Source organism: Gluconacetobacter aggeris, assembly GCF_014174395.1.
In the GTDB taxonomy this organism is placed as follows: domain Bacteria; phylum Pseudomonadota; class Alphaproteobacteria; order Acetobacterales; family Acetobacteraceae; genus Gluconacetobacter; species Gluconacetobacter aggeris.
Genome location: NZ_JABEQD010000005.1, coordinates 128,361 through 150,298, shown reverse-complemented (window position 1 = coordinate 150,298; position 21,938 = coordinate 128,361). Strand labels below are relative to the sequence as shown.

The window sequence follows — 21,938 nt, the reverse complement described above, 5'->3', positions numbered from 1 at the left end:
ACAAGGGCCGGCTTCGACGCCTCCTGCCTCCCTGCTTATGTTTTGTCCTCTTCCGGAAGATCGGTTCCGCCGAGGCTCGCCTGCGCGAGCTTCAAGGCATAAGCCCTCACGTCGGCTGGCCATGCGCCCATACGGTCGGCGAAGATATCGCCGTCTCCTGAAAACAAGGCGCGTATCACGTCTTCGAATCCGGGAAGGTCGCCGGCCAACGCCGACAAGAAACGATACGCCCGTTCGCGGGCAAGCCTAGCCCGGCTTCGTCCGCCATCGGCGCGGCGCGCATCATCGATGAGACGGCGCAGCGCCTGAGAGGCCCCTCCGGCCTGTGTTCCAAGCCATTCCCAATGGCGCGGAAGAAGCGTCACCTCGCGGGCGACCACGCCCAATTTCGGGCGCCCGCGCGACCTCGTGGACGTCGCGCCGTCAGGCAGATCGTGCGTTCCGGATTCAGGCGATCCACCTCCGCCCCGGCGGGTCAGCCGTGCGACAATCTCCGCAGTGCTCCCCCGAAGATCAAAATCGATGACCGCTCCCGATGCATCGTCAAACGTCAGGATGGGACCATGCGTCCCGGCCATAGCGGCGACCCTGACCGCAAGTGCCACGTCGATCAGCGCTCCACTGGCGAGCTGCCGGGTACCATCGAAGGCGGTACAGGGGATTGAGAGATATTCAGACATATCCTGCTTTTTAATAATGGGTAAAAATAAGTCAATATGCCCGGGTGATATTGTTTCCATCTTCACGCCGCGCTAACAGCTCTTTGAAAGCGAGGTTGGCGCGGATGAAGGGAAAAGAGCGAAAGGCGGCAATAGCCGCGTACAAGGAACGAAAGGTCGAGGCTGGCATCTACGCCGTCCGCTGCACTGTGACCGATCAGGTGTGGGTGGGCAGCGCGCCCGATCTTTCCACTATTCAGAACCGGCTCTGGTTCACTCTCAGGCAGGGGTGCAACACGCATCGAACGCTTCAGGAGGCGTGGACCATCCACGGCGGTGACGCCTTTACCTTCGAGATCGTCGAACGACTTGAGGATGACGATCCCGGCTATGTCCGAAATGTCGCGCTCAAGAAACGTCAAGAACGATGGCGGGACCAGCTCCAGGCTATGCGCATATGAGTTTGGCAGATCAAACGGCAATCTGCGCAGCGAACCTTTCCCGATGGACGTTCATCCGATGCGTCTCGCCCCCCTCTTTCATCCCCAGGCTGACAATTGGCTGTCGGCACGGGGATGGGCCTTGCAGGACGCAGGTTTGTCGACATGCGCGATCTGACACAAGGCTCCATTCCTCGGCTTCTTGCCGGCATGGCGGGCTTCATCGGTTTCGGTCTGGTCGTCCAGACCATGTATCTGGTTGTGGATCTCTACTTCGTGGCACAACTCGGAGGGCAGGCAGTTGCGGGAGTGGCGACGGGTGGGAGCGTGCTGCTCTTCGTCATGGCCCTGAGCCAGGCCGTGTCGGTGGGCGCACTGTCTCTGATCTCGCGCGCGATCGGCGGCAAGGACGCAGCCGAGGCTCAGACCGTGTTCGAGCAGGCCATGAGCATGGCGCTTACCGCCGCCGTCGCAACGCTTCTGATCGGCTATCTTGCGGGTGGTCGGTTCATGGCCGTGCTGTCGGCCGACGATGCCACTAGAATGGCGGCACACGCGTATCTGCTCGCTTCCCTACCCTCGTTGGCGTTGATGTTCCCCACTGCCGCACTCGGCTCGGTGTTGAGGGCGAGCGGCATCGTCGCGGCACCGATGCTGCTTCAGTCCGCAACCGTATTCCTCAACATCGCACTCGCTCCCGTCCTGATCGCGGGATGGGGCACGAATCATCCGCTCGGCACCGCGGGCGCTGGCTTGGCGACTTCAATTGCAACGATCATCGGCACGATAATCCTGATCGTCCTTTTCGGCAGGCTTGAGATGACGCTTCGGATGAAAGTGGCGGCGCCTCGGTTCGCGGCATGGTGGCGGATTGCGGCGATCGGCCTGCCCTCATCCGGTGAGTTCCTGCTGATGTTCGTGATCTCGGGCGTGATCTATTGGGCGCTACGTCGCTTCGGACCCGACGCGCAAGCGGGATTCGGCATCGGTTCGCGCATAATGCAGTCGATCTTCCTGCCGGCGATGGCCGTGGCTTTCGCCGCAGCTCCGATCGCCGGACAAAATCACGGTGCGGGCCGAGCGGATCGCGTTCGCGCAACATTCCACACCGCTGTGCTGATCAGCAGCGGGATCATGCTGGCGCTGACGCTGTTATGCCAGCTCAATCCGGAGTTGCCGGTTCTGGTCTTCACGCGCAAATCGGCCGTCGTCGCCGTGGCTTCAGAATATCTTCGTATCGTGTCCTGGAATTTCGTCGCAATGGGGCTGGTCTATAGCTGCTCGGCGATATTTCAGGGTTTCGGCAACACCGGCCCAGCATTCGCCGCCAGCGCCAGTCGCCTCGCCACCTTCGTCCTGCCCACTCTCCTGTTCGCTCGTTGGCCGCAGGCAACGCTCCACGACCTGTGGCGGCTCTCGAACGTCTCGATCATTATCCAGGCATTGATAAGCCTGCTGTCGCTGCGTCGCGCGTTCCGGCCCCGAGGGGCGCCGAGAATTCCGTAATTGAACGGATCGGCGCCAGTCCCCCGAGTGCCATTACCGCGCCGCGATCCGCAGCCGCTCCGCCACACGTTCATGCCCCATCAGCGGCAACAGGTCGCGCATCTCCGGCCCCTTCTCTTCACCGGTCAGGGCAATACGCAGCGGATGGAACAGCGCCTTGCCGCTACGGCCGCTCGCAGCCCGGATCGCACCTGTCCATGTCTTCCAGGTCTCGGAATCCCACGGGTCGCCGGGCAGCAGCGACAGGGCCTGAAGCAGATAGTCGCCCTCCCCATCCTGCACCGGCGGGACGATCGTCCCGGCGACCACATCCCACCAGTGGCGCAGTTCCGACAGCAGATCGACATTGCCACGCACGGCCAGCCAGAAGGCCTCGGTGGCCCCCTCGGGCAGCAGGTCGCGCATGTCGGCAAACGGCTTCTGATGCATGACCTTGCGGTTCAGCGCCAGCAACTGCCGCATGTCGAACCGCGCGGCCGAGCGCGAGACGCGCCGCACGTCATAGCTGGCCGCGAGTTCCTCGAAGGACAGCGGCGCCGGATCGTCCGAACTGCCCAGCCGCGCCAGATAGGACACGACGGCGCCGGGATCGATCCCATCCTGCCGCAGGGCACGCAGCGACAGCCCGTCGAAGCGCTTGGACAGCTTCCCCCCCGCCTCGTCCAGCAGCAGCGGCAGATGGGCGAACGTAAAGCGGCCCGGCCGCGCGCCCAGCGCCTCGGCAATGTCGATCTGCACGCCGGTATTGGTCAGATGGTCCTCGCCGCGCAGGATATGCGTCACGCCGGTTTCCAGATCGTCCACCACCGATGCCAGCGTATACAGCACCGTGCCATCGGCCCGGACCAGCACCGGGTCGGAAATGGATGGCAGCTTGACCTGCGACCGGCCCATGACCAGATCGTCCCACGCCACCATCCCGTCGGACAGGCGGAAACGCCAGTACGGCACCTTGCCGTTCGCCTCGGCCTGGGCACGCTGCTCGGCCGTCATGCGCAGCATCGCACGGTCATAGACCGGCGGCTTGCGCATGCGAATGCGTGCCTCGCGCTTGGCGGCCAGCTCCTGCTCGCTCTCGAAGCACGGATACAGGCGGCCGCTATCCTTCAGCGTCTCGATCGCCGCCGCATAGCGGTCCAGCCGGTCCGACTGGCGAAACGTCTCATCCCAGTTGATGCCCAACCATGCCAGGTCGGTGCGCAGCGCATCGGCATACTCCTCGCGCGAACGCTCGCGGTCGGTATCGTCGATGCGCAACTGGAACGTGGCGCCATGGCGGCGCGCATACAGGGCGTTGGCAATCGCCTGACGGGCGTTGCCGACATGGATCAGGCCCGTCGGGCTGGGCGCGAAGCGGAGTTTCATGCCGCCTATATGCGTCGGGCGCGCCGGAAAGACCAGCCGGAACGCCGCCGCCCCCTATCCCTTATTCGTCGTCGACGTCTTCATCATCCTCGACCAGCCGGCGCGGATCGAGCGCCCGCCAGTCCCGCTCCATCGGCGTGGCCGGATTGGCGGTAAAATCGTCCAGTTCGTTCGCCGAACGCCAGCCTTCGTCGCCCACGTCCAGGATCTCGGCATCCTCGCCGAACGACAGCCAGGATTGCAGCACCTCGCGCGGCGAGGCACCGGGCACGCGGCAACGCTCGATACTGTCGCGGACATAGGCCCGCGCGAAGGCATTGGCATGGGACAGATCGACGAAGCCGCCGACATCCTCGACGATTCCATCCTCGGCGCCGCCCGACAGATCCAGAATCCGGACGCGCCAGCCCGACTCGTCCGCCGTGGAATCGGAAATGGGGGGAGTATCAGTCAAATGCGGAATTCCCTGTGATGATGCCCGCACGGGCATGGCCCGGCGGGAGAGTGGGATCAAGTGCCGGCGGCAGCCCGGGCACCCGCGCGGCGCAGCAGGAACTCACGGCCGATCTTCACGCGCGGTTCGCCGTCATACGACACGATGTCGGCGGTGGCATAGGTTTCCGACCAGCGATCGGGAATGAAGGAACCGGTACCCACAACGTCGATCGGCGCATGCGCATCGGCCATCGCCAGGCATTTCTCGACATTGAAGCCCGACGAGACGATGATCCGCACCCGGGGAAAGCCGGCCTCGTCCAACGCCTCGCGCATGCGCCAGATCGCGGCGGCCGAAACGCCGGTGCCCACCAGATTGCGCAATTCGGTCTCGGACCGGTAGCGCCGGATGGTGCCGGGCGTGTTGCGCTCCAGCGCGGCGTAGGACAATTGCGGGTCCAGCCCCTCCAGAAACCGCCCGCCATGGGTATCCAGCCGCACCGCCAGCCGTCCCGCCGCCGCCAGTTCCGGAAAGGCGCGGCACACCGCCAACCCATCCGTGATCTCCCGCCCGAAATAGTCCGTCAGGACCACAAGGTCGGATTCGGGAAATGCCTCGTGGAACATCTCGGCCGCACGCAGGGTCGATCCCGCATAGCCGATCAGGGCATGGGGCATGGTGCCCAGTCCGGCCGACTGGCCGAAAAAGCCCGCCGTGGCATCGTTGGCCCCGCCGACAAACCCCAGGGCTCCCTCGTTCCGGGCCGCCAGGCTGCCGATCGAGGCGGCATAGGCCATCTGTTCCTGCATCTCGAAGCCCGCGCAGTGCCGGGCCTCCATGGCCAGAAAACGTGCCTTCGGCAACGCCATCGCCATCTGGTAGGCATTCAGCGCCGCCACGCAGGGCGGCCCCAGCTTCTGCAGCAGCAGCGTCTCCAGGTCGGCCAGCGCGGCGAACGAGCCGGTGATATAGACCAGCGGCTCCCCCGCCCCGACCCAGGCCCCCTCGGGAAACATCACCTCGTGCGTCAGCGTTATCCCGCGCGCGCGCGCCACATTGTCCAGCCACTCGGTCATCAGCCGCGTCGCGGACAGGACCGGGCGGCGGACGAACAGGGCATATGTCACCTGCTGGTCGCCGAAGCGGGTGACGATGTCGCGCGTCCGGTTGAAATAGGCATCGGTCCGGGCGCGGATGCTCGCGTCATCCAGCGCCTGGTGCGGACCGAATGCCGTAGGGGACTGGGCTGCCGACATCGTTCCTCCGAGGATCTTTCCGTTACGCGGCCTCCGTGCCTTTCGTCCCGGACCCGCCGCGCAGGCGTGCCGTCAGTTCCTCGGCCAGCAGGAATGCCATCTCCAGCGACTGCTCGGCATTCAGCCTCGGGTCGCAGAAGGTCTCATACCGTTCACCAAGATCGGCCTCCGTCAAGCGGTGGGCACCACCGACGCACTCCGTCACATTCTGCCCGGTCATCTCGACATGCACCCCGCCAGGGTGGGCATTTTCGGCCTGGAACACGTCAAAAAAGCCGCGAATCTCAGTCAAAATCGCTTCGAACGAACGGGTCTTGATCTTGTTGACGGTCGAGATCGTGTTGCCATGCATCGGATCACACAACCACGTGACCGTCCGCCCCGAGGCCACGACCTTGCGCAGCAGCGCCGGCAGGTGCCGCCCCACGCCCTCGGCCCCCATGCGCGAGATCAGCGAGATCCGGCCCGGCTCGTCCGTTGGGTTCAGGATCTCCAGCAGCCGCTCCAGATCCTCGATCGTCGTCGTCGGCCCCACCTTGATGCCGATCGGGTTGCGCACCCCGCGCAGGAACTCGACATGCGCGCCATCCGGCTGGCGGGTGCGATCACCGATCCAGACGAAATGTGCCGAGCAGTCGTACCACTCGCCCGTCGTGGAATCGACGCGCGTCAGTGCCTGCTCATAGGGCAGCAGCAGCGCCTCGTGCGAGGTATAGAACTCGGTCTCGTCCAGTTGGCGGGTGGTCGCACCATTCACGCCGCACGCCGCCATGAAGGCCAGCGTCTCGTCGATCCGCTCGGCCAGCACGCCATAGCGCTGGGCCAGGGGCGAACGCTCGACAAAGCCCAGGTTCCAGCGATGCACCTGATGCAGGTTGGCATAGCCGCCGCCGGCGAAGGCCCGCAGCAGGTTCATCACGCCGGCCGACTGGAAATAGCCGGTTTCCATGCGCACCGGGTCGGGAATGCGCGCCTCGGGCGTGAACGCCGCACCGTTGATGATGTCGCCGCGATAGGACGGCAGGCTGACGCCACCGATCGTCTCGCTGTCCGACGAACGGGGCTTGGCGTACTGGCCGGCCATGCGGCCGATCTTCACCACCGGCACCTTGGCGCCGAAGGTCAGCACCACCGACATCTGCAACAGCACGCGGAACGTGTCGCGGACGATGTCGGCGGTGAATTCGCTGAAACTCTCGGCACACGCGCCGCCCTGCAGCACGAAGGCCTTGCCCTGCGACGCGGCGGCCAGGCTGGCCTTCAGCCGCCTCGCCTCGCCCGCAAAGACCAGCGGCGGATATCGGCGCAACCGTTCTTCGACCGCCCCAAGGGCGGCCGCGTCGGGATAGGACGGAACCTGACGGATGGGAAACGACCGCCAGCTTTCCGGCGTCCAGGCCTGCCGGGAAGATTTGTCGTGGCTGTGCGTCGCACTCATGGTCGCTTCCTAAAATTCCTCTGATCGTCCGGTCGCGACATCCCAGCGATGCGCGCCGCCATCTTCCCCAGCCCGCGCCCCGATGGCCGGCCTTGCAAGGGGCAGCCTTTATGTCGAAAATCCTCCCCCAACGCAAAGAGGATCGTCTTGCCATGGGCGTCGCGCGACATATTCGTGCGCCAGATCCCACGCAGGCATCGCTTTTCATGCCTGCCTGCCATGTTTTTCAGGCGTGCAACGATACATCGCAATCGGCTAGACCCGGCCGACACAGGGACGCTTCGACACGATAGCGGTACGGGGGCCTTAACGGGCCACGGCACACATGACATGTTGCGTTCCATATAGATGGAAGGATTTCCCATGCCGGCCACGTTCCGCACCCGCCTGCTTCCGCTCCTGGCCGGCTTCTGCCTGCTTGCCGCCCCCGCACTCGCCGCCCCCGGAGACGCCCCGAACAAGCGCCAGCCCGCGCAGGAAGAGGGTGTCGAAGCCCAGCATGGCGAAGATATGACCGTCCAGGGCCGCCGCAGCCTGCCGCCCGGATATCAGGACGCCCCGTCGATGGACATGACCCACGGGCCCGACCCGGACCACGAGGCCAACGTCCATCGCGACTCCGTCACCGGCACCGACCTCTCGCGCTTCGGCAGCGCCTATCAGAGCAGCAGCCCCTACGGCCAGGGCCAGCTTGGCGACGCCACCGGCAACGGCTGGGTCACGCCGCGCTGAGCTGCCCGGTTACACGCGGATTCTTCCGGCGGGTGAGGGCTTGCCCTCACCCGCGACCTGCTGCCGCTACAGGCTATTCATCACCTGGCACGCCATAGGATGGCGAGGTGGCAGGATCGATCGCCCGCAACGTATAATCGCGTGCCTGAGGCACCCAAAGCGACCAGAGCGCCTGTAGGCGGTCGATCGGCCGCTCGTCCCAATCCACCCGCAGGTCCGTCAGCGGCCAGGCATGGGCATCCACGACCAGCAGACCCGCGGACCGGATCGGTCCTGCCTCCCCGCCAGCCGCCAGCCCGGCCTGCATCGCTTCCAGCAGGCGCTGCCCCAGTTCCTGCCCGGCGTCACCGCCGGCAAAGGCCTCACGCATCGCCACGGGTACATCCGCTACCGCCAGCAGATTGCCCGCGCACGCGACATTGTGCCCTTTCGCCGATCCGTGGATGCCCAGGGTCTGCGCGCCGGACCACACGTCCGTATCGCCCGTCACGTCGATGACCGAAAGCTGACGGTATGCGGCAAGGCGGCTCCGGGTGAGAATCGCCACACATTCCCCGGCCGACGCGCCACGCTCCAGAAGATCCAGGCCACGCGGCCCCAGCGTGGGGTCGGTGATGTTCTGCGTGGCGACGGCGCCGACCCCCGCCCGGGCAAAGGCGCACCGGCTGGCGACGGCGGGGGATGACGATGCGACAGCCAGACCGAACTGACCGGTCCGCGCGCAGCGGGCAACGATGGAAAACGTCATGCGTACAATTCCTGTCCGGTGGACCTGCCTCAGAACTCGGCCTTGATCGAGCCGAAATACTGTCGCGGCGCCCCGACCAGGAACGATTGGTAATCACCGGACAGCGAGAACCCGTTCTCGCCCATCGTCGAGACATAGCGCGCGTTGGACAGGTTATAGATGTTGAACCCCAGTTCGAGCCCCTTCAGGAACCGCCCTCCGGCGGTCGAGGCCACCAGATTCGTCAGGCGGTAATTCATGCCGAAATTCGCGATCCAGTAGGCCGGCACCTTGGCATCACCGACATAGCTGAGGTTGCGCCGCGTGGTGTAGGCCGCATCGACATGCGCCTCCAGGTCACGCCAGCGATAGCTCAGCGCCGTCTTGTACATCACACGCGGATAGGCCACCACCTGCACGCCGCGCGTATGGTACACCACCCCCCCGCTTTCCATGTTCTGGTCATAGGTCGCGTGATTATAGCTGACGCTGTTCGTAAAAGAGAGGCCGCGAAGCGGCCGCAGCGTCAGGCCGGCATCCACGCCATTCATCGTGATCCCGCCCACATTGGCGATGATCGTCTGCGGGTTGATGATCGCACCCGACGAAATCATCTGTAGCCGGTTGAAGAAATTTACCCGATAGGCATGGATCGTCGCATCCATCAGCCTGTCGCTGTACCGATAGCCCACCGCATAGGCCCAGTCGCTCTCGGGCTTCAGCCCCGGCCGTGCCATGTCATAGGCGGACTGGGTCACGGCGAAAGGCGACGCTGCCGTCTTGAACTGCGCCTGCGGATAGGCATGCACGTTCTCCGCGATATCGAAATAAAGCTCATGATGTTTGAGAAAATGCCAATCCCCGCTGATATGCGGCAGGAAAGCACGGAACGTCGTCAGCCCGACACCGCCGACCGACGCATCGTTTCCATAATAACCGGTGTTGTAATAGGCATTCCCGGCGCGCGAGACGTTGAGAAGCGACTTGAAACCGAAATGCAGGGCCAGGTTCGGCAGGACGTTCCAGGTATCCTGGGCATAGGTGGTAAAGGTATTGGTATTGATCGTCTGCCCGTAAAGCTGCATGAACGGCGTCAGGTTCGCAAAACCGCCCACCGAGTTGATCGGGCTTCCCTGGCCGGGCAGAGGCTGCTCGTAGCCGAACATGCTCGATACAAAACGGTTATTTTCGTACCAGACACCCGTTTCGATATGATTGCGGGCGATGTCGTAATGCAGCGCCGACAGAATGCCGAACCGCTGGATGCTCGGCTGCTTGACCTGCTCGAACATCGGCGCACCATTCGGCGACGGGTAGAACGGATTGCTCCATGTCAGGATGCTGTCCTGGCCGTGGCCATAGGCTGTCGTCTTCCAGCGCAGGCGATCGGTCAGCGCGAAATCGCCCTTCAGATAGCCGAAATAGTCGTTGATGTTCGACGCACCGTCATAATAGGCCGCATCGGCCTTGTCCGATATCCTGTCGAGGGAAGAAGGATAGTTTCCAAGCGCCGCGTTATAGGCATTCGCATACCCCGAATACCGGCCATTGTAATAATTATCGACGAAATACCCGCCATTATGCAGGATATCCAGCGAATAGTCCTGATAGAGATATTCGTGCAGGTCGCTCCAGTCGAAATACGCGCTCACGCTGCTGTCTGCCCCCACGGGCTGGACGAGCTTCGCGTTGACCTGCTGGGTGAAGTCGTTTCCGCCCCCCTTCCATTTATGCATGTCATTGCGCGAATAGGACACGTAGAAACGCGTGCCGGTATCGTTCAGCGCGCCGCTGTCCACGCGGGCGAAGGTATGGAACATGCTGTTGCTGCCGAAGGTCTGGTTGACCTGGCCGCCGGCCTTCGTCTTCGGATCGGACGAGACATATTCGATCGAGCCGCCCAGGTTATTGGTACTGGCAACAGATTCCGCACCGGCCCCCGTCGAGACGTCGAGACGACCGACATTCTCCGACGAAATCGCCTCGATCGGGTTAAGGCCGTTGTAATTGCGATAGACGAGTTCACCGAGCGGCACGTCGTCCAACGTGGTACTGATCTGGTTCTGCATGAACCCATGCATGTAGATCTGGCTCGACCACGTATCCACACCCTGCGGATCGGCGGACTGGAACATGATGCCGGGCTGGGCACCGAGTACCTTCAGCGGATTGGTGCCGGCAACGGCGCGCTGGATGTCCGCGCTGCCCAAGGTGATCATGGTGCCATGGGCGCGACGGCGGGCGGAAACGGTCATGTTCTCCACCTCCGGCGCTACGACGGACGGAAGCGGCCGGGCATGCCTTGCCGCGACCCGTTCGGCAGCATGCGGCCTTTCCTGCGTTTTTGCCGCAGGTCGTTCGGTCGGAACGGGCGCGGCGGCTGCCACTCCGGTCAGCGCCGACGTCAGGAGCAGGGCCGCAGCGACGGCACCGATATGACCACGACGATCACCCCGTCGCCGGCTACGGATCGTCTTGCGAACACCGATCCGACACTTCATGTCTGCGCCACAAAAATCAGAAGACCTGGACACGGATATTACACTCCGGCGAATTATTTTCTGCGACAATGTCAAAATACATCTACAGGAAACTGAATACTAATCCAGCCAGCCTGGAAATATTGATACTGATGTCGTTATCGTATCGGATCATACCCGGCACGCAATAATTGGATTTGGAGGAACTGATACGGAATTTTCGATCCAATGCGCGGCACCGTCCGCGCTGCATCCGAATCCGCGAAGCTCCCCTTCGGTTTTTAATTCTTTGCCCGGCACGCGCGATGGTATCTGTCTTCATTCCGAAAAAGGATCGTTCCGGATAACCCACCGAGGCTGGCATCCGGCTGGCCGGACGATCGTGCTTCGGACATGAAACTGGATATGGCTGATCTTCCCATGAACATGACGCACCGCCGGATACGGCCCTTCAACACGAAGGACACCTACCCCGAGCAGAATCTCGACAACGATCTGTGCCAGGCAGTCGTGGCAGGCAAGATGGTCTATCTCCGGGGGCAGGTCCCCCAGGACCTCGACACCCGCGAGAACATCGCCGTCGGCGACCCGGAGGGACAGGCCGAGCAAGTGGCGCGGAACATCCTGCTTCTGCTGGCCGAAGCCGGGGCCGAACCGCGCCATATCTGCAAGGTGACCGTCTATCTGACGGATATCCGCCATCGCGAATCCGTCTATCGCGTGCTCGGCCGGCATCTGCGTGGCGTTTTCCCGGTCTTTACCGGCCTCGTTGTCGTGGCCCTCGCACGGCCGGAGTGGCTGGTCGAAGTCGATATCATCGCGCAGCTCGACTGAATCGCCCCGCCAGCATCACGACACACCGGCCAGAGGGAATGATCGCGGCATGCCCGCTGAACTTATCGAAACGGGAACTATCTACCCCATCGCGCGGAACCGGCGCCACGGCTCGGCGCGCGACCTGTTCACCATCTGGTTCGGCGGCAACCTGATGATCCTGACGGTGATGACCGGCGCGCTGACGTCCACCGTCTTCCACCTGTCCGCCGCGATCGCCCTTCTCGCTGTTGTGACGGGCAATATCGCGGGCGGCCTGCTGATGGCGCTGCATGCGGCACAGGGGCCGGTGCTGGGCGTACCGCAGATGGTTCAGGCCCGCGGCCAGTTCGGCCTCTGGGGTGCGGCGTTCATCACCGTCCTCGTCGTCCTGATGTATGTCGGCTTCACCGCCTCGAACCTCGTCCTCGGCGGTTCGACACTGAACCTGCTCTTCCCCTCCTGGGCGCGTGCGGTGGCCGTGGTTCTCATCGCCCTGTTCTGCCTCGTTCCCGCGATCGCCGGCTATCGCATGCTGCATCTCGCCGGCAAGGTCGGCACCGTGCTGGGCGCGGTGGCCCTCGCTCTCTGCGGCCTTTCGTTTCTGCTCATCCCATCGGGTCCTCCGGCGGTGCCCCCCGCTCCCTCCGGCGGTTTCGTCAGCTTTCTGGGCGCGTTTTCGATCGTCGCACTCTGGCAGATCGCATTCGCACCCTATGTTTCGGACTATTCGCGCTATCTGCCCGATACCGCGCACGGCGCCCGCAGCGCCTTCCTGGCCACCTATGCTGGTTCCTGCCTCGGCGCCGCGCTGCCGATGCTCGTCGGACTCGGCATCGGGCTGGAAATGACGGCCGGCAGTTCGCCGGTCGCGGCGCTGGCCCTGCGTCTGGACTGGCTGAAATGGCCCGTTTTCGGCGCCTTCACCCTGGGCATCGCCGGCCCCGTCGCCATGAATGTCTATTGCGGCACGCTCTCTCTGCTGTCGGTGCTGCAAACCATCGTCCCCCGGCGCCATTTCGGCGCATCATGGCGGATCGCGGTCACGCTGACGCTGTACGGCCTGGCGGTCTGGGCCGCCCTGTTCATGGCCGACGGCTTTCTGCAGAGCTATCTCGAATTCATGGACCTGCTGATGGCAATCATGGTGCCATGGACGGCGATCAATCTCGTCGATTATTACCTCATCCACCACGGCGTGTACGACGTCGACGCCTTTTTCCGCCCCGACGGGGGCCGCTACGGCCTGGTGAACAAGGCCGCCATGGGCTGCTTCTTTCTCAGCCTGCTCGTGCAGTTCCCCTTCCTGTCGGGCAATCTCTACACCGGCCCCATCGCGCGCATTCTGCACGGGGCCGACATCTCGTGGATCGTCGGCCTGCTGGTCACGGCACCGCTCTACTGGCTGCTGGCACGGCGGGGGCACGCCCGATGAATGATACGGTTTCCACTCTGGCGTCGCTCGTGGCCTTTCCCAGCATCTGCGGAACCCCGAACGCGCCGATCATGGACTGGATCGAGCAGCGTCTTGCGGCGCTGGGCGCCCACATCCACCGGGTGCCGGGTTACGACGAAGGGCGCTCCAGCCTGTTCGCCTCCGTGGGGCCGGACATCGAAGGCGGAATCGTGCTGTCGGCTCATGCCGACGTGGTGCCCGTGGCCGGCCAGCCCTGGACATCCGATCCATTCACCCTGACCGAACGCGACGGCCGGTTATACGGCCGGGGTTCGAGCGACATGAAGGGCTTCATCGCCTGCATGCTGACCGCCGCCGCCCGCGCAGCGACGCAGCCGCTGACCCGGCCACTGCATCTGGCCATTTCCCATGACGAGGAACTGGGATGCGTCGGCGTGCGCTCGCTGCTGGATTTCCTGCGTCACGAAGGCATGGGCGCCCAAGGCTGCGTGGTGGGCGAGCCAACCGGCATGGAAGTCGCCGTCGCACATAAGGGCAAGGTGGCACTGCGCCTCACCTGCCATGGACGGGCGGCCCATTCGGCCAATCCGCTGCGCGGGATCAATGCCATCGTCCTGGCGGCGGGAATGGTCGACGCGCTGCAGGCCCTCCAGAAGCACATCGCGTCGACAGAACCCCATGATCCGCGCTTCGATGTCCCCTTCTCGACGGTCCAGACCGGCTTGATTTCTGGCGGCACCGCGCTGAACATCGTGCCAGACCGATGCGAAATCATGGCCGAAATCCGCTTGCTACCCGGCATTTCGCCCCAGCCCTATATCGCCTGGCTGCACGAGGCAGGCCAGCGGCTCACCCGTGACGGATCGCACGGGCGGATCGAGATCGACATCACGAACGCCTATCCGGGCCTTGCCGATGACCCCGGAAGCGAATTCCTGTCTCTCGGCCTGCGTCACGCGCGCAGCAACACCACGCGTGTGATCGATTTCGGCACGGAAGCCGGGCTGTTCCGGAACGAACTCGGCCTGCCCTGCATCATTTGCGGCCCCGGCGACATCGGCAGGGCCCATAAGGCGGACGAATACGTCACCCGCGCCGAACTTGCCGAAGGCGACCGCTTCCTGGCCGAACTGGTGAACGGGCTGTGTCGGCCGGGCTATTCGGCCGCCGGCGGGTCCATGCCGGGGATGTAATCGTCCGAGATGCAGGCCCGGCAATGGGCCTCGAACGTCTCCAGCAACCGGGACTGACGAATATTGGCCAGCGTCGCAGTTCCGATCACCATCGGCCGATGCTGCCCGGAGACGGGAACGCGAACGACCCGCCGGCCATCCAGGGCGAGATCCGAACGCGGCCGCACATTGGCAAGCGTGTAGCCATACCCGTTCGCGACCATGGTCCGCACCACATCCTGATGCGCCGAGCGCAAATGGATCTTGGGTTGCAGGCACTCGACGAAGAACAGGCCCAGAAAATATTCCGAACTGAGCGGCAGATCGAGCAGGATCAGCGGTTCGGCAACAAGCTCCGCCAGGCTGACCGATGCCCGCCCCGCGAACGGATGCGTCTCGCTGACCAGCACATGGGGCGGTAGCCGCGCCAGCGGCGAGAAAAGGATACCCTCGGGAATCTGCAGGTCGTAGGTGATGGCGACATCGATTTCCGCCCGCCTCAGCCTTTCCAGCAATTGTCCCTGATCCGCCGTGAACTGGCGGATCTCGGTCGCCGGATGGGCCGAGGTGAACTGATGCGCCAGTTCCGGCATGATCATCGGGGCAAGGGTGACCATCGACCCGACGGAAATCTGCCCCCTCACCTGTTCCGACACTTCCGAGGCCGCGGCATACAGCCCTTCGGCCTGTTCGATGACATGCCGGGCTTCGGCCAGAATCCTGTGCCCGGCCGGCGTCAGCGACAATCCCTGGGCATGGTGGCGAACGAAGAGCTGAACGCCCAACTCCTGTTCCAGATGGCTGATCGCGGTCGAAATCGATGGCTGCGAGATGGAAAGCCGTTCCGACGCGCGGGTGATCGACCCCAGATCACCCGCGGCGATGAAATATTCCAATTGCCGCAGCGTATAGCGCGTCGCGCCCCACATTCCGTCCCGCATCCGCCATGTGCATCATATCGCCAGGCAATGATCAAGCGGAAAGCCCGCTTGGATACCCCAGCGACAGTCAGCCTCCGTTCCGGGCCTCTATCTGCCCGGCCAGATAGTCCGCATCGTGCCACACGCCCCAGATGAAGGGAGACGCCCTGCGCGACAGCCACGCAAGGCCGAGGAAATAGAGCCCCTCCTCTTCCGAAACGCCGCGCCGGTGGCGCGGAGCCCCGCGCTCATCGAAAATGTCCGACTTGATCCACCCGAAATCGAGCGCGTAGCCGGTTGCCCAGACGACCGAGGTGATGCCGGAAGCGGTCAGGTCGAGTTGCGGGACCGGGTCGGTGACGCAGGCGGGATCGGGGCCGATCCTGCGCGCTTCCGGCTCCTCCGGCAGATCCAATCCCTCGCTCAGGCAATAGGCATCCGCCGCATCCAGCATCGACAGGTAATTCGCATCGCCCTCGGCGATGTTCCTGGCCAGATCGGGCATGATGTCCATGACGCCGTTGCGGAACGACGCACACATGCCCAGCAGGGTAATCCCGGACGCCGCAAGGTCGCGAAAATCGACGGTATGCCCGCCACGCGCACCACTGACCGCGATCGTGACATGCGCCGTCGCCGGATCACGCACTTCGGTGTTCCACATGCCCAGCACGCCCAGCCACCACACGAAGTCGCGGCCGCGATAACGGCGCGGCGGCCGATCGTGCGGGCCGACCGACAGCCAGACCGGACGGCCGGCGCGCCGCAATTCGTCGGCGATCTGCGCGCCGGAAGATCCCGCACCGATCACCAGCACGCCACCCTCGGGCAATTGGGAGGGATTCCTATAATCCTTCGAATGGATCTGCATCACTCCGGCATCTTCCGGGATGATGGGCGGAACGGCAGGTTTCTGGAACGGACCGGTCGCCACGACGACATTGGTCGCGTCGATCACGCCCCGCGACGTTTCGGCCCGGAACCCCTGCCCGTCATCCGCCTTGCGCAGCGCAAGCACCTCGACCCCGCAGCGGATCGGCGCCTTGATCTGTCCGGCATAGGCTTCGAAATATTCGACGATCTGGTCGCGCGGCGCAAAACCGTCCCCATCGGTATGGGGAAACGTCATGTTGGGAAATCTGTCGTGCCACGCGGGGCCGTTGGCAACGAGGGAATCCCAGCGCTCCGAACGCCAGCGTTCCGCAATCCGGCTCCGTTCGACGACGAGGTGCGACATGCCCCGGCGGCCCAGATGCTCGCTCATGGCCAGGCCGGCCTGCCCGCCCCCGATGACAAGCGTATCGACCTTCTCAACCGTCATAGTGTACCTCGCTGTCGGATTTTACGGATTTTGTTATGACACCGTGATGTCCTCTTCCATTTCATAATAAAAATATTCAACATCAGAAATAATAATAATATTTTCTTCTGATTAGGTTTTTCCTATGGGAAATTCGAATGCGCATTGCTTTGCCATAGGCAGCCGGCATCGGCGCCGCTCACGCGCATGACTGCGGAGCACGGGGGGATCTTCGGGAAAGGTCGTAACATTCACGCTGACGCCGGAACGCTTCGCAAGCGTTCGCGTGCGGCAACATTGATTGCCGCCCTGGCTGGCGAAAAACCGGATGCCTGCCAGGGCAGCACGTGGCGTCAGTCCGCGGTGCGTACCGTCACGCGGGTACGGGCCCGCATGGTCACGAATTCTTCGGCCGAGGTCGGATGGATGCCGACTGTGCGGTCGAAATCCTGCTTGGTCAGTCCCGCCGTCACGGCGATGGCGAGCCCCTGCATCATCTCCGGTGCGTCGTCGCCCAGCATATGCGCACCGACGATTTTCTGGCTCGCCTGATCGACCACCAGCTTCATCACCGTTTTGCGCGTCCGGCCGCTGAGCGTGTGGCGCATCGGCGTGAAGCGCGCCAGATAGATATCGACCGTGCCGTCCCGCGCCGCCTCATCCTCGGTCAGGCCCACACTCGCCAGCGGGGGCGAGAAGAACACCGCCTTGGGCGTCGTCTCCAGCGACCATTCGCGCGGATGCCCGTGGCCAAACAGACGGTCGGCCAGGCTGTGGCCCTCGGCGATGGCCACCGGCGTCAGGTTCAGCCGGTTCGTCACGTCACCAATGGCGAAGATGCCGGGCACATTCGTCTCGCCCACGGCATCGACGACAATCCGCCCCCCTGCCGTCACCGACACGCCCGCATGGTTCAGGCCCAGCGCGCCCACATTCGGGTTGCGCCCGGTGGCGAAGAACACGCAATCGGTCTCGATCTCCGCACCATCATCGAGCACGACCATATAGCCGTCGCCACGGGCCCGGATCGAAACCGGCGACCGCCCCGCATGCTGCCGGATGCCCCTGCCCGCAATGGCCTCATGCAGGGACGTGCGCAGATCATGGTCGAACCCGCGCAACGGCAGATGCTGCCGATAGACCAGATCGACCTCCGACCCCAGCCCCTGGAAGATGCCGGCGAACTCCACCCCGATATAACCGCCGCCGATCATGCAGACCCGCTTCGGCCGCGTCTCGAGATGAAACGCCTGGTCCGAGGAGATCGCATGCGCGATCCCCGGAATATCGGGCAGATCGGGCCGCGTTCCGGTCGCGATCACGATCCGCGCCGCCGTCACGCGTCGCACCGGTGCCTCCGGCGCCAGCTCGCCCGGACCGATCACGATCGTATGCGCATCCTCGAACCGGGCAGTGCCGGTCAACAGCGTCACCCCGGACTTTTCCAGCATCGAGACATAGATGCCGTTCAGGCGCGCGATCTCATGGTCCTTGGCGGCGATCAGGGCCGCCCAGTCATGATGACCGGGGGCGAAATCCCAGCCGAACCCGTGGCTGTCACGGGCCAGGTCGCCATATTCGGCGGCCTGGACCATCAGCTTCTTGGGCACACATCCCAGATTGACGCAGGTGCCGCCCCAATGCCGGTTCTCGGCGACGGCAACGCGGGCACCGTGCGAGGCGGCAATGCGCGCACAGCGCACACCACCCGACCCCGCACCGATGACGAACAGGTCGAAATCATACGTCATGTCGGTTTCCGCTCAGCGTTCGGCGAACGCCTTTTCGACCACATAGGCGCCGGGATTGGAATTGTTGCCCTCGTCGAAGCCACGGGCTTCCAGCAGCGCCTCGGTATCGGCCAGCATCTCGGGCGAACCGCAGATCATCACGCGGTCATGTTCCGGGTCCAGCTCCGGAATGTTCAGATCGGTAAAGATCTTGCCGGACTCGATCAGCTTGGTGATGCGGTCGGTCACGGCGAACGCCTCGCGCGTCACCGCCGGATAGTACAGCAGCTTGCCCGACACGTCCTCGCCCAGGAATTCATGCTGCGGCAGCTCGTGGCGGATATGGTTGGCATAGGCCAGCTCGCCCGAGATCCGCACCGTATGGCTCAGGATCACCTTGTCGAACCGCTCATAGACCGCCGGGTCCTTGATCAGGCTCATGAACGGCGCCAGCCCGGTACCGGTGGACAGGAAATACAGGTTGCGGCCGGGGCGCAGATTGTCCAGCAGCAGCGTGCCCGTGGGCTTGCGGCCGATCAGCACCTTGTCACCCGGCTTGACGTGCCGCAGGCGCGAGGTCAGCGGCCCGTCCGGCACGGCGATGGACAGGAATTCGAGCTGTTCCTCGTAATTTGCGCTGGCGATCGAATAGGCACGCAGCAGCGGCTTGCCCTCGACCTCGATGCCGATCATCGCGAACTGTCCGTTCTCGAACCGCAGCGCCGCATCGCGGGTGGTGGTGAAGCTGAACAGGCGGTCGGTCCAGTGATGAACGGTCAGCACCGTCTCGGCGTTCAGGTGGCCATAGGTCTTGGTCGGCTCGGCCAGATGATACACGCCCGCCTCACCCGGAACGGGTTCCAGACCGCTCGGCACGGTCCCGGCAGGCATGGTCCCAACAGGCATGGTCAACGTCTCGGACATGAGATCAGAACTCTCCGTCATCACAGGGATTCACTACGCCACGAACCGCGGCAGGGGCCCGTTCGTGCAGAAGGGAGTGATGTTTAAGCACCCAACGCCCCCGATGCCAGCACAAAACCGCGATCGGAGGGTTGAGGCAGCGGCAGGCCTGCCCACGCACGACCGTTGAGACTTGACGCGCGATGGCGCACAAACCGGGTATGACATCCAACTCTCCCGCCGCCACCGCCGTCGCCGCCGCCATCGCCGAAACCGGCCTGACGGTCGAAACCCGCGAACTGCCCAAGCTGGAACGCACGGTCGCCCGCGCCCTCGTCCCGGGCCAGGACCGCGTCGACGACGCCACCTTCCGCGCGGCCCTCTGCACCGTCCGCCGCAAGCCATGGGGCTCGCGCCTGATGGACCTCACCCGCCGCGCGGGTCAGGTCTGGGTGACCCGTGCGGATACCGAGGCCGCCGCCGCGACCATCGACGAGCCCGAACCCACCGACGCCCAGTTGCTCGACGCGCTCGGCGTCGTCGTCCGCGCGCGCCTGCGCGCCAGCGCCCCCACGCCCGAGGCGGCGGTGGAAACCGTCCGCGCCGACCTGTTCGACGGCACCGGCCGCGTCCTGACCCCCGCCGAGACCGAAACCCTGTCGCGCGCGGTGGCCGAAGCCTTCGCCCTGGACCCGCGATCGGGCTTCGTCGAAGGCATGCGGCGCGACGCCGACATCAGGCGGCAGGAACAGGAGGCGATCGAACAGGCCGCCCGTACCCGCCGCACCGAGGAAGAACGCCGGCTGCAGGAGTGGGAAACCAGCCTGGTCGGCTTCTCCGAGGTTCCGCGCCTGCTGCGTTGCTCGGGCAAGGAAGCCCTGCGCTGGATCGCCGAGAACCGCCTGCCCGTCGCCCGCCGCGTGCCGCAGCCGGATGGCACCGAACACTGGGAATTCGACCCCAGGGAACTGGTGGCCCTGCGCAAGCACCTGCCGGAATGGCGCGGCGGCGCCCCCGCCGGCCCTGCCCTGGTCCCGGACGCCGGCACCCGCAAGGTCGGCAACGCCGTCATCGCCCGCGTCGCGGCACTTGATCGCTATGCCGCGCATTTCAAGACCGCACGGGCCTTGAAACGCCGCATCACGCTGGTCACCGGCCCCACCAACAGCGGCAAGTCCCACACCGCGCTGGAAGCCCTGGCCCGCGCCGAAAGCGGCATGGCCCTGGCACCGCTGCGCCTGCTGGCCCACGAATTCCGCGAAGCCCTGACGGCGCGCGGCGTGCCCACATCCCTGGCCACGGGCGAAGAGCGGATCGACGTCCCGGGCAGCCGCCACCTGGCCGCCACGGTCGAGATGTGCCCGCTGCACAACCCCGTCGATGTCGCGATCATCGACGAGGCCCAGATGCTGTCCGACCCCGATCGCGGCGCGGCCTGGACGGCGGCGATCATGGGCGCCCCGGCGCGACATCTCTATGTGCTGGGCGCCCCGGACTGCGTGCCGATGGTCCGCCGCATCGCCGAACTGTGCGGCGACCCGCTGGACGAGGTACGACTGGAACGCAAGGGTCCGCTGGTCACCGCCAGCGAAGCCGTCCAGATCAAGGACCTGAAACCCCACGACGCCTTGATCGCCTTCTCCCGGCGCGAGGTGCTGGACCTGCGTGCGTTGCTGCTGGCACGCGGCCGCAAGGTCGCCGTGGTCTACGGCGCCCTCAGCCCCGAAGTCCGCCGCGCCGAAGCCCAGCGCTTCAACGACGGCGCGGCCGATATCCTGATCGCGACCGACGCCATCGGCATGGGCCTGAACCTGACGATCCGGCGCGTGATCTTCACCGCGCTACGCAAGTTCGACGGTACCCAGACCCGCGACCTGAACGCGCAGGAGGTCAAGCAGATCGGCGGCCGCGCCGGCCGCTACGGCAAGCACGAACAGGGCGTGGTGGCGGTCCTGGCCGGCGCGGGCAGCGTCAGCTTCGTGCGCGCCATGCTGGCCGCCCCGCCCGCCGACCCCACCGACCTGCGCCCGCAGGTCCAGCCCGACGCCGACATCATCCAGGCGGTGGCGGCCGAAATCGGGTCGGAAAGCCTGTTCGGCGTGCTGTCGCGCATCCGCCGCGCCGTGCTGCGCCATGACGACCCGAACTACCGCCTGGCCAACATGGAACAGGCCTTCGCCATCGCCACCGCGCTGGAAGGCGTCACCGGCCTCACGCTGGCCCAGCGCTGGGTCTATGCGATGTGCCCGGTGGACGACCGCGACAACGGCATCCAGCGCCTGGTCCAGTGGGCCGCCGACCACGCCGCCGGCCGTCCGGTCATCCCCCCCGGCACCGGCCGCCTGCCCCCTGCCGAGCGCGCCGACCGCATCGAACTGGAACGCGCGGAAAAACGCCACAAGCGTCTGGTCGCCTGGCGCTGGCTGGCCCTCCGCTTCCCCGACGCCTACCGCGCGAGCGAGGACGCCGAGGACGCCACCGCCCGCCTGAACGACTGGATCGAAGACGTGCTGCGCCAGCAGAGCAGCCGCGCCCGCGCGGACAATGCCGAACAGCCGGCACACAAGCGCTCCGGCCCCTACAAGCCGGGCAAGGGCCCAGGCGGCAATGGGCGCAGGCCCCGATCGGCTGCCCGCGCCTGACC

At 64.9% G+C, this 21,938-nt stretch carries 18 protein-coding genes; 7 read left to right on the top strand and 11 right to left on the bottom strand.

Features of this window, described 5'->3' with window-relative positions:
* Window positions 1-35 precede the first annotated feature (35 nt).
* The gene (locus HLH36_RS09580; protein WP_246376681.1) at window positions 36-740 is read right to left on the bottom strand and encodes a DUF2239 family protein; all 705 of its coding nucleotides are present in this window, start codon (window positions 738-740) and stop codon (window positions 36-38) included.
* A gap of 44 nt (window positions 741-784) precedes the next feature.
* On the opposite strand from HLH36_RS09580, the gene HLH36_RS09575 reads away from it, so the two are divergent.
* Window positions 785-1,120, top strand: coding sequence for a GIY-YIG nuclease family protein (locus HLH36_RS09575; protein WP_182986164.1), 336 nt, complete (start codon window positions 785-787; stop codon window positions 1,118-1,120).
* Between the two features lie 144 nt (window positions 1,121-1,264).
* Entirely contained in the window at window positions 1,265-2,605 is a 1,341-nt protein-coding gene (locus HLH36_RS09570) for an MATE family efflux transporter (RefSeq protein ID WP_182986163.1), read from the top strand.
* 33 nt (window positions 2,606-2,638) lie between these two features.
* On the opposite strand, the gene gltX is transcribed toward HLH36_RS09570, so the two are convergent.
* The 4 genes from gltX to HLH36_RS09550 all read right to left on the bottom strand — a co-directional run bounded on the left by gltX (window position 2,639) and on the right by HLH36_RS09550 (window position 7,100).
* The gene (gene gltX, locus HLH36_RS09565) at window positions 2,639-3,970 is read right to left on the bottom strand and encodes a glutamate--tRNA ligase (protein WP_182986162.1); all 1,332 of its coding nucleotides are present in this window, start codon (window positions 3,968-3,970) and stop codon (window positions 2,639-2,641) included.
* A 61-nt stretch (window positions 3,971-4,031) separates the two neighbouring features.
* Window positions 4,032-4,424: a hypothetical protein gene (locus HLH36_RS09560; RefSeq protein ID WP_408871871.1), complete on the bottom strand. Its 393-nt coding sequence runs from the start codon at window positions 4,422-4,424 to the stop codon at window positions 4,032-4,034.
* Window positions 4,425-4,480: 56 nt separating this feature from the next.
* Window positions 4,481-5,662, bottom strand: a complete 1,182-nt coding sequence (locus tag HLH36_RS09555; protein WP_182986161.1) for a nicotinate phosphoribosyltransferase — start codon at window positions 5,660-5,662, stop codon at window positions 4,481-4,483.
* A 22-nt stretch (window positions 5,663-5,684) separates the two neighbouring features.
* Window positions 5,685-7,100: a class II 3-deoxy-7-phosphoheptulonate synthase gene (locus HLH36_RS09550; RefSeq protein WP_182986160.1), complete on the bottom strand. Its 1,416-nt coding sequence runs from the start codon at window positions 7,098-7,100 to the stop codon at window positions 5,685-5,687.
* Window positions 7,101-7,463: 363 nt separating this feature from the next.
* Between HLH36_RS09550 and HLH36_RS09545 the strand changes: the two genes are divergently transcribed.
* Entirely contained in the window at window positions 7,464-7,832 is a 369-nt protein-coding gene (locus HLH36_RS09545; RefSeq protein WP_182986159.1) for a hypothetical protein, read from the top strand.
* 73 nt (window positions 7,833-7,905) lie between these two features.
* On the opposite strand, the gene HLH36_RS09540 is transcribed toward HLH36_RS09545, so the two are convergent.
* Both HLH36_RS09540 and HLH36_RS09535 read right to left on the bottom strand, forming a co-directional pair.
* Window positions 7,906-8,580, bottom strand: a complete 675-nt coding sequence (locus HLH36_RS09540; RefSeq protein WP_182986158.1) for a DUF1028 domain-containing protein — start codon at window positions 8,578-8,580, stop codon at window positions 7,906-7,908.
* Window positions 8,581-8,609: 29 nt separating this feature from the next.
* Window positions 8,610-10,814 carry a TonB-dependent receptor gene (locus tag HLH36_RS09535; protein ID WP_246376658.1) on the bottom strand — a complete coding sequence of 735 codons (2,205 nt, stop codon included), beginning with the start codon at window positions 10,812-10,814 and terminating at the stop codon, window positions 8,610-8,612.
* Between the two features lie 651 nt (window positions 10,815-11,465).
* Here HLH36_RS09535 and HLH36_RS09530 point away from each other — a divergent pair.
* Genes HLH36_RS09530 through argE form a run of 3 tightly spaced genes read left to right on the top strand, consistent with a single transcriptional unit; the run spans window position 11,466 to window position 14,462 of the window.
* A complete protein-coding gene (locus HLH36_RS09530) occupies window positions 11,466-11,873 on the top strand; it encodes a RidA family protein (protein ID WP_182986265.1) in 408 nt (135 codons plus the stop codon).
* 49 nt (window positions 11,874-11,922) lie between these two features.
* Window positions 11,923-13,287, top strand: coding sequence for a purine-cytosine permease family protein (locus HLH36_RS09525; RefSeq protein WP_182986156.1), 1,365 nt, complete (start codon window positions 11,923-11,925; stop codon window positions 13,285-13,287).
* On the top strand, window positions 13,284-14,462 hold the full coding sequence (gene argE / locus HLH36_RS09520) for an acetylornithine deacetylase (protein WP_182986155.1): 1,179 nt from the start codon (window positions 13,284-13,286) through the stop codon (window positions 14,460-14,462). Before HLH36_RS09525 ends, argE begins: the two co-directional genes overlap by 4 nt.
* On the opposite strand, the gene HLH36_RS09515 is transcribed toward argE, so the two are convergent.
* The 4 genes from HLH36_RS09515 to HLH36_RS09500 form a co-directional block, all read right to left on the bottom strand.
* Complete coding sequence (locus HLH36_RS09515) at window positions 14,426-15,382, bottom strand: LysR family transcriptional regulator (protein WP_246376656.1); 957 nt, start codon at window positions 15,380-15,382, stop codon at window positions 14,426-14,428. The two genes, argE and HLH36_RS09515, sit on opposite strands and share 37 nt — an antisense overlap.
* 67 nt (window positions 15,383-15,449) lie before the next feature.
* On the bottom strand, window positions 15,450-16,682 hold the full coding sequence (locus HLH36_RS09510; RefSeq protein ID WP_182986154.1) for a flavin-containing monooxygenase: 1,233 nt from the start codon (window positions 16,680-16,682) through the stop codon (window positions 15,450-15,452).
* Between the two features lie 332 nt (window positions 16,683-17,014).
* Window positions 17,015-18,412, bottom strand: coding sequence for a glutathione-disulfide reductase (gene gorA / locus HLH36_RS09505; RefSeq protein ID WP_182986153.1), 1,398 nt, complete (start codon window positions 18,410-18,412; stop codon window positions 17,015-17,017).
* A gap of 12 nt (window positions 18,413-18,424) precedes the next feature.
* Entirely contained in the window at window positions 18,425-19,315 is an 891-nt protein-coding gene (locus HLH36_RS09500; RefSeq protein WP_182986152.1) for a ferredoxin--NADP reductase, read from the bottom strand.
* A 200-nt stretch (window positions 19,316-19,515) separates the two neighbouring features.
* On the opposite strand from HLH36_RS09500, the gene HLH36_RS09495 reads away from it, so the two are divergent.
* Entirely contained in the window at window positions 19,516-21,936 is a 2,421-nt protein-coding gene (locus HLH36_RS09495; RefSeq protein WP_182986151.1) for a helicase-related protein, read from the top strand.
* The last annotated feature ends 2 nt before the right edge of the window (window positions 21,937-21,938 follow it).

Coding starts and splice junctions, on each gene's coding strand:
- HLH36_RS09580 (WP_246376681.1), bottom strand. CDS start 740: ATGGAAACAATATCACCCGGGCATATTGACTTATTTTTACCCATTATT.
- HLH36_RS09575 (WP_182986164.1), top strand. CDS start 785: ATGAAGGGAAAAGAGCGAAAGGCGGCAATAGCCGCGTACAAGGAACGA.
- HLH36_RS09570 (WP_182986163.1), top strand. CDS start 1,265: ATGCGCGATCTGACACAAGGCTCCATTCCTCGGCTTCTTGCCGGCATG.
- gltX (WP_182986162.1), bottom strand. CDS start 3,970: ATGAAACTCCGCTTCGCGCCCAGCCCGACGGGCCTGATCCATGTCGGC.
- HLH36_RS09555 (WP_182986161.1), bottom strand. CDS start 5,662: ATGTCGGCAGCCCAGTCCCCTACGGCATTCGGTCCGCACCAGGCGCTG.
- HLH36_RS09550 (WP_182986160.1), bottom strand. CDS start 7,100: ATGAGTGCGACGCACAGCCACGACAAATCTTCCCGGCAGGCCTGGACG.
- HLH36_RS09545 (WP_182986159.1), top strand. CDS start 7,464: ATGCCGGCCACGTTCCGCACCCGCCTGCTTCCGCTCCTGGCCGGCTTC.
- HLH36_RS09540 (WP_182986158.1), bottom strand. CDS start 8,580: ATGACGTTTTCCATCGTTGCCCGCTGCGCGCGGACCGGTCAGTTCGGT.
- HLH36_RS09535 (WP_246376658.1), bottom strand. CDS start 10,814: ATGACCGTTTCCGCCCGCCGTCGCGCCCATGGCACCATGATCACCTTG.
- HLH36_RS09530 (WP_182986265.1), top strand. CDS start 11,466: ATGACGCACCGCCGGATACGGCCCTTCAACACGAAGGACACCTACCCC.
- HLH36_RS09525 (WP_182986156.1), top strand. CDS start 11,923: ATGCCCGCTGAACTTATCGAAACGGGAACTATCTACCCCATCGCGCGG.
- argE (WP_182986155.1), top strand. CDS start 13,284: ATGAATGATACGGTTTCCACTCTGGCGTCGCTCGTGGCCTTTCCCAGC.
- HLH36_RS09515 (WP_246376656.1), bottom strand. CDS start 15,382: ATGCGGGACGGAATGTGGGGCGCGACGCGCTATACGCTGCGGCAATTG.
- HLH36_RS09510 (WP_182986154.1), bottom strand. CDS start 16,682: ATGACGGTTGAGAAGGTCGATACGCTTGTCATCGGGGGCGGGCAGGCC.
- gorA (WP_182986153.1), bottom strand. CDS start 18,412: ATGACGTATGATTTCGACCTGTTCGTCATCGGTGCGGGGTCGGGTGGT.
- HLH36_RS09500 (WP_182986152.1), bottom strand. CDS start 19,315: ATGTCCGAGACGTTGACCATGCCTGTTGGGACCATGCCTGCCGGGACC.
- HLH36_RS09495 (WP_182986151.1), top strand. CDS start 19,516: ATGACATCCAACTCTCCCGCCGCCACCGCCGTCGCCGCCGCCATCGCC.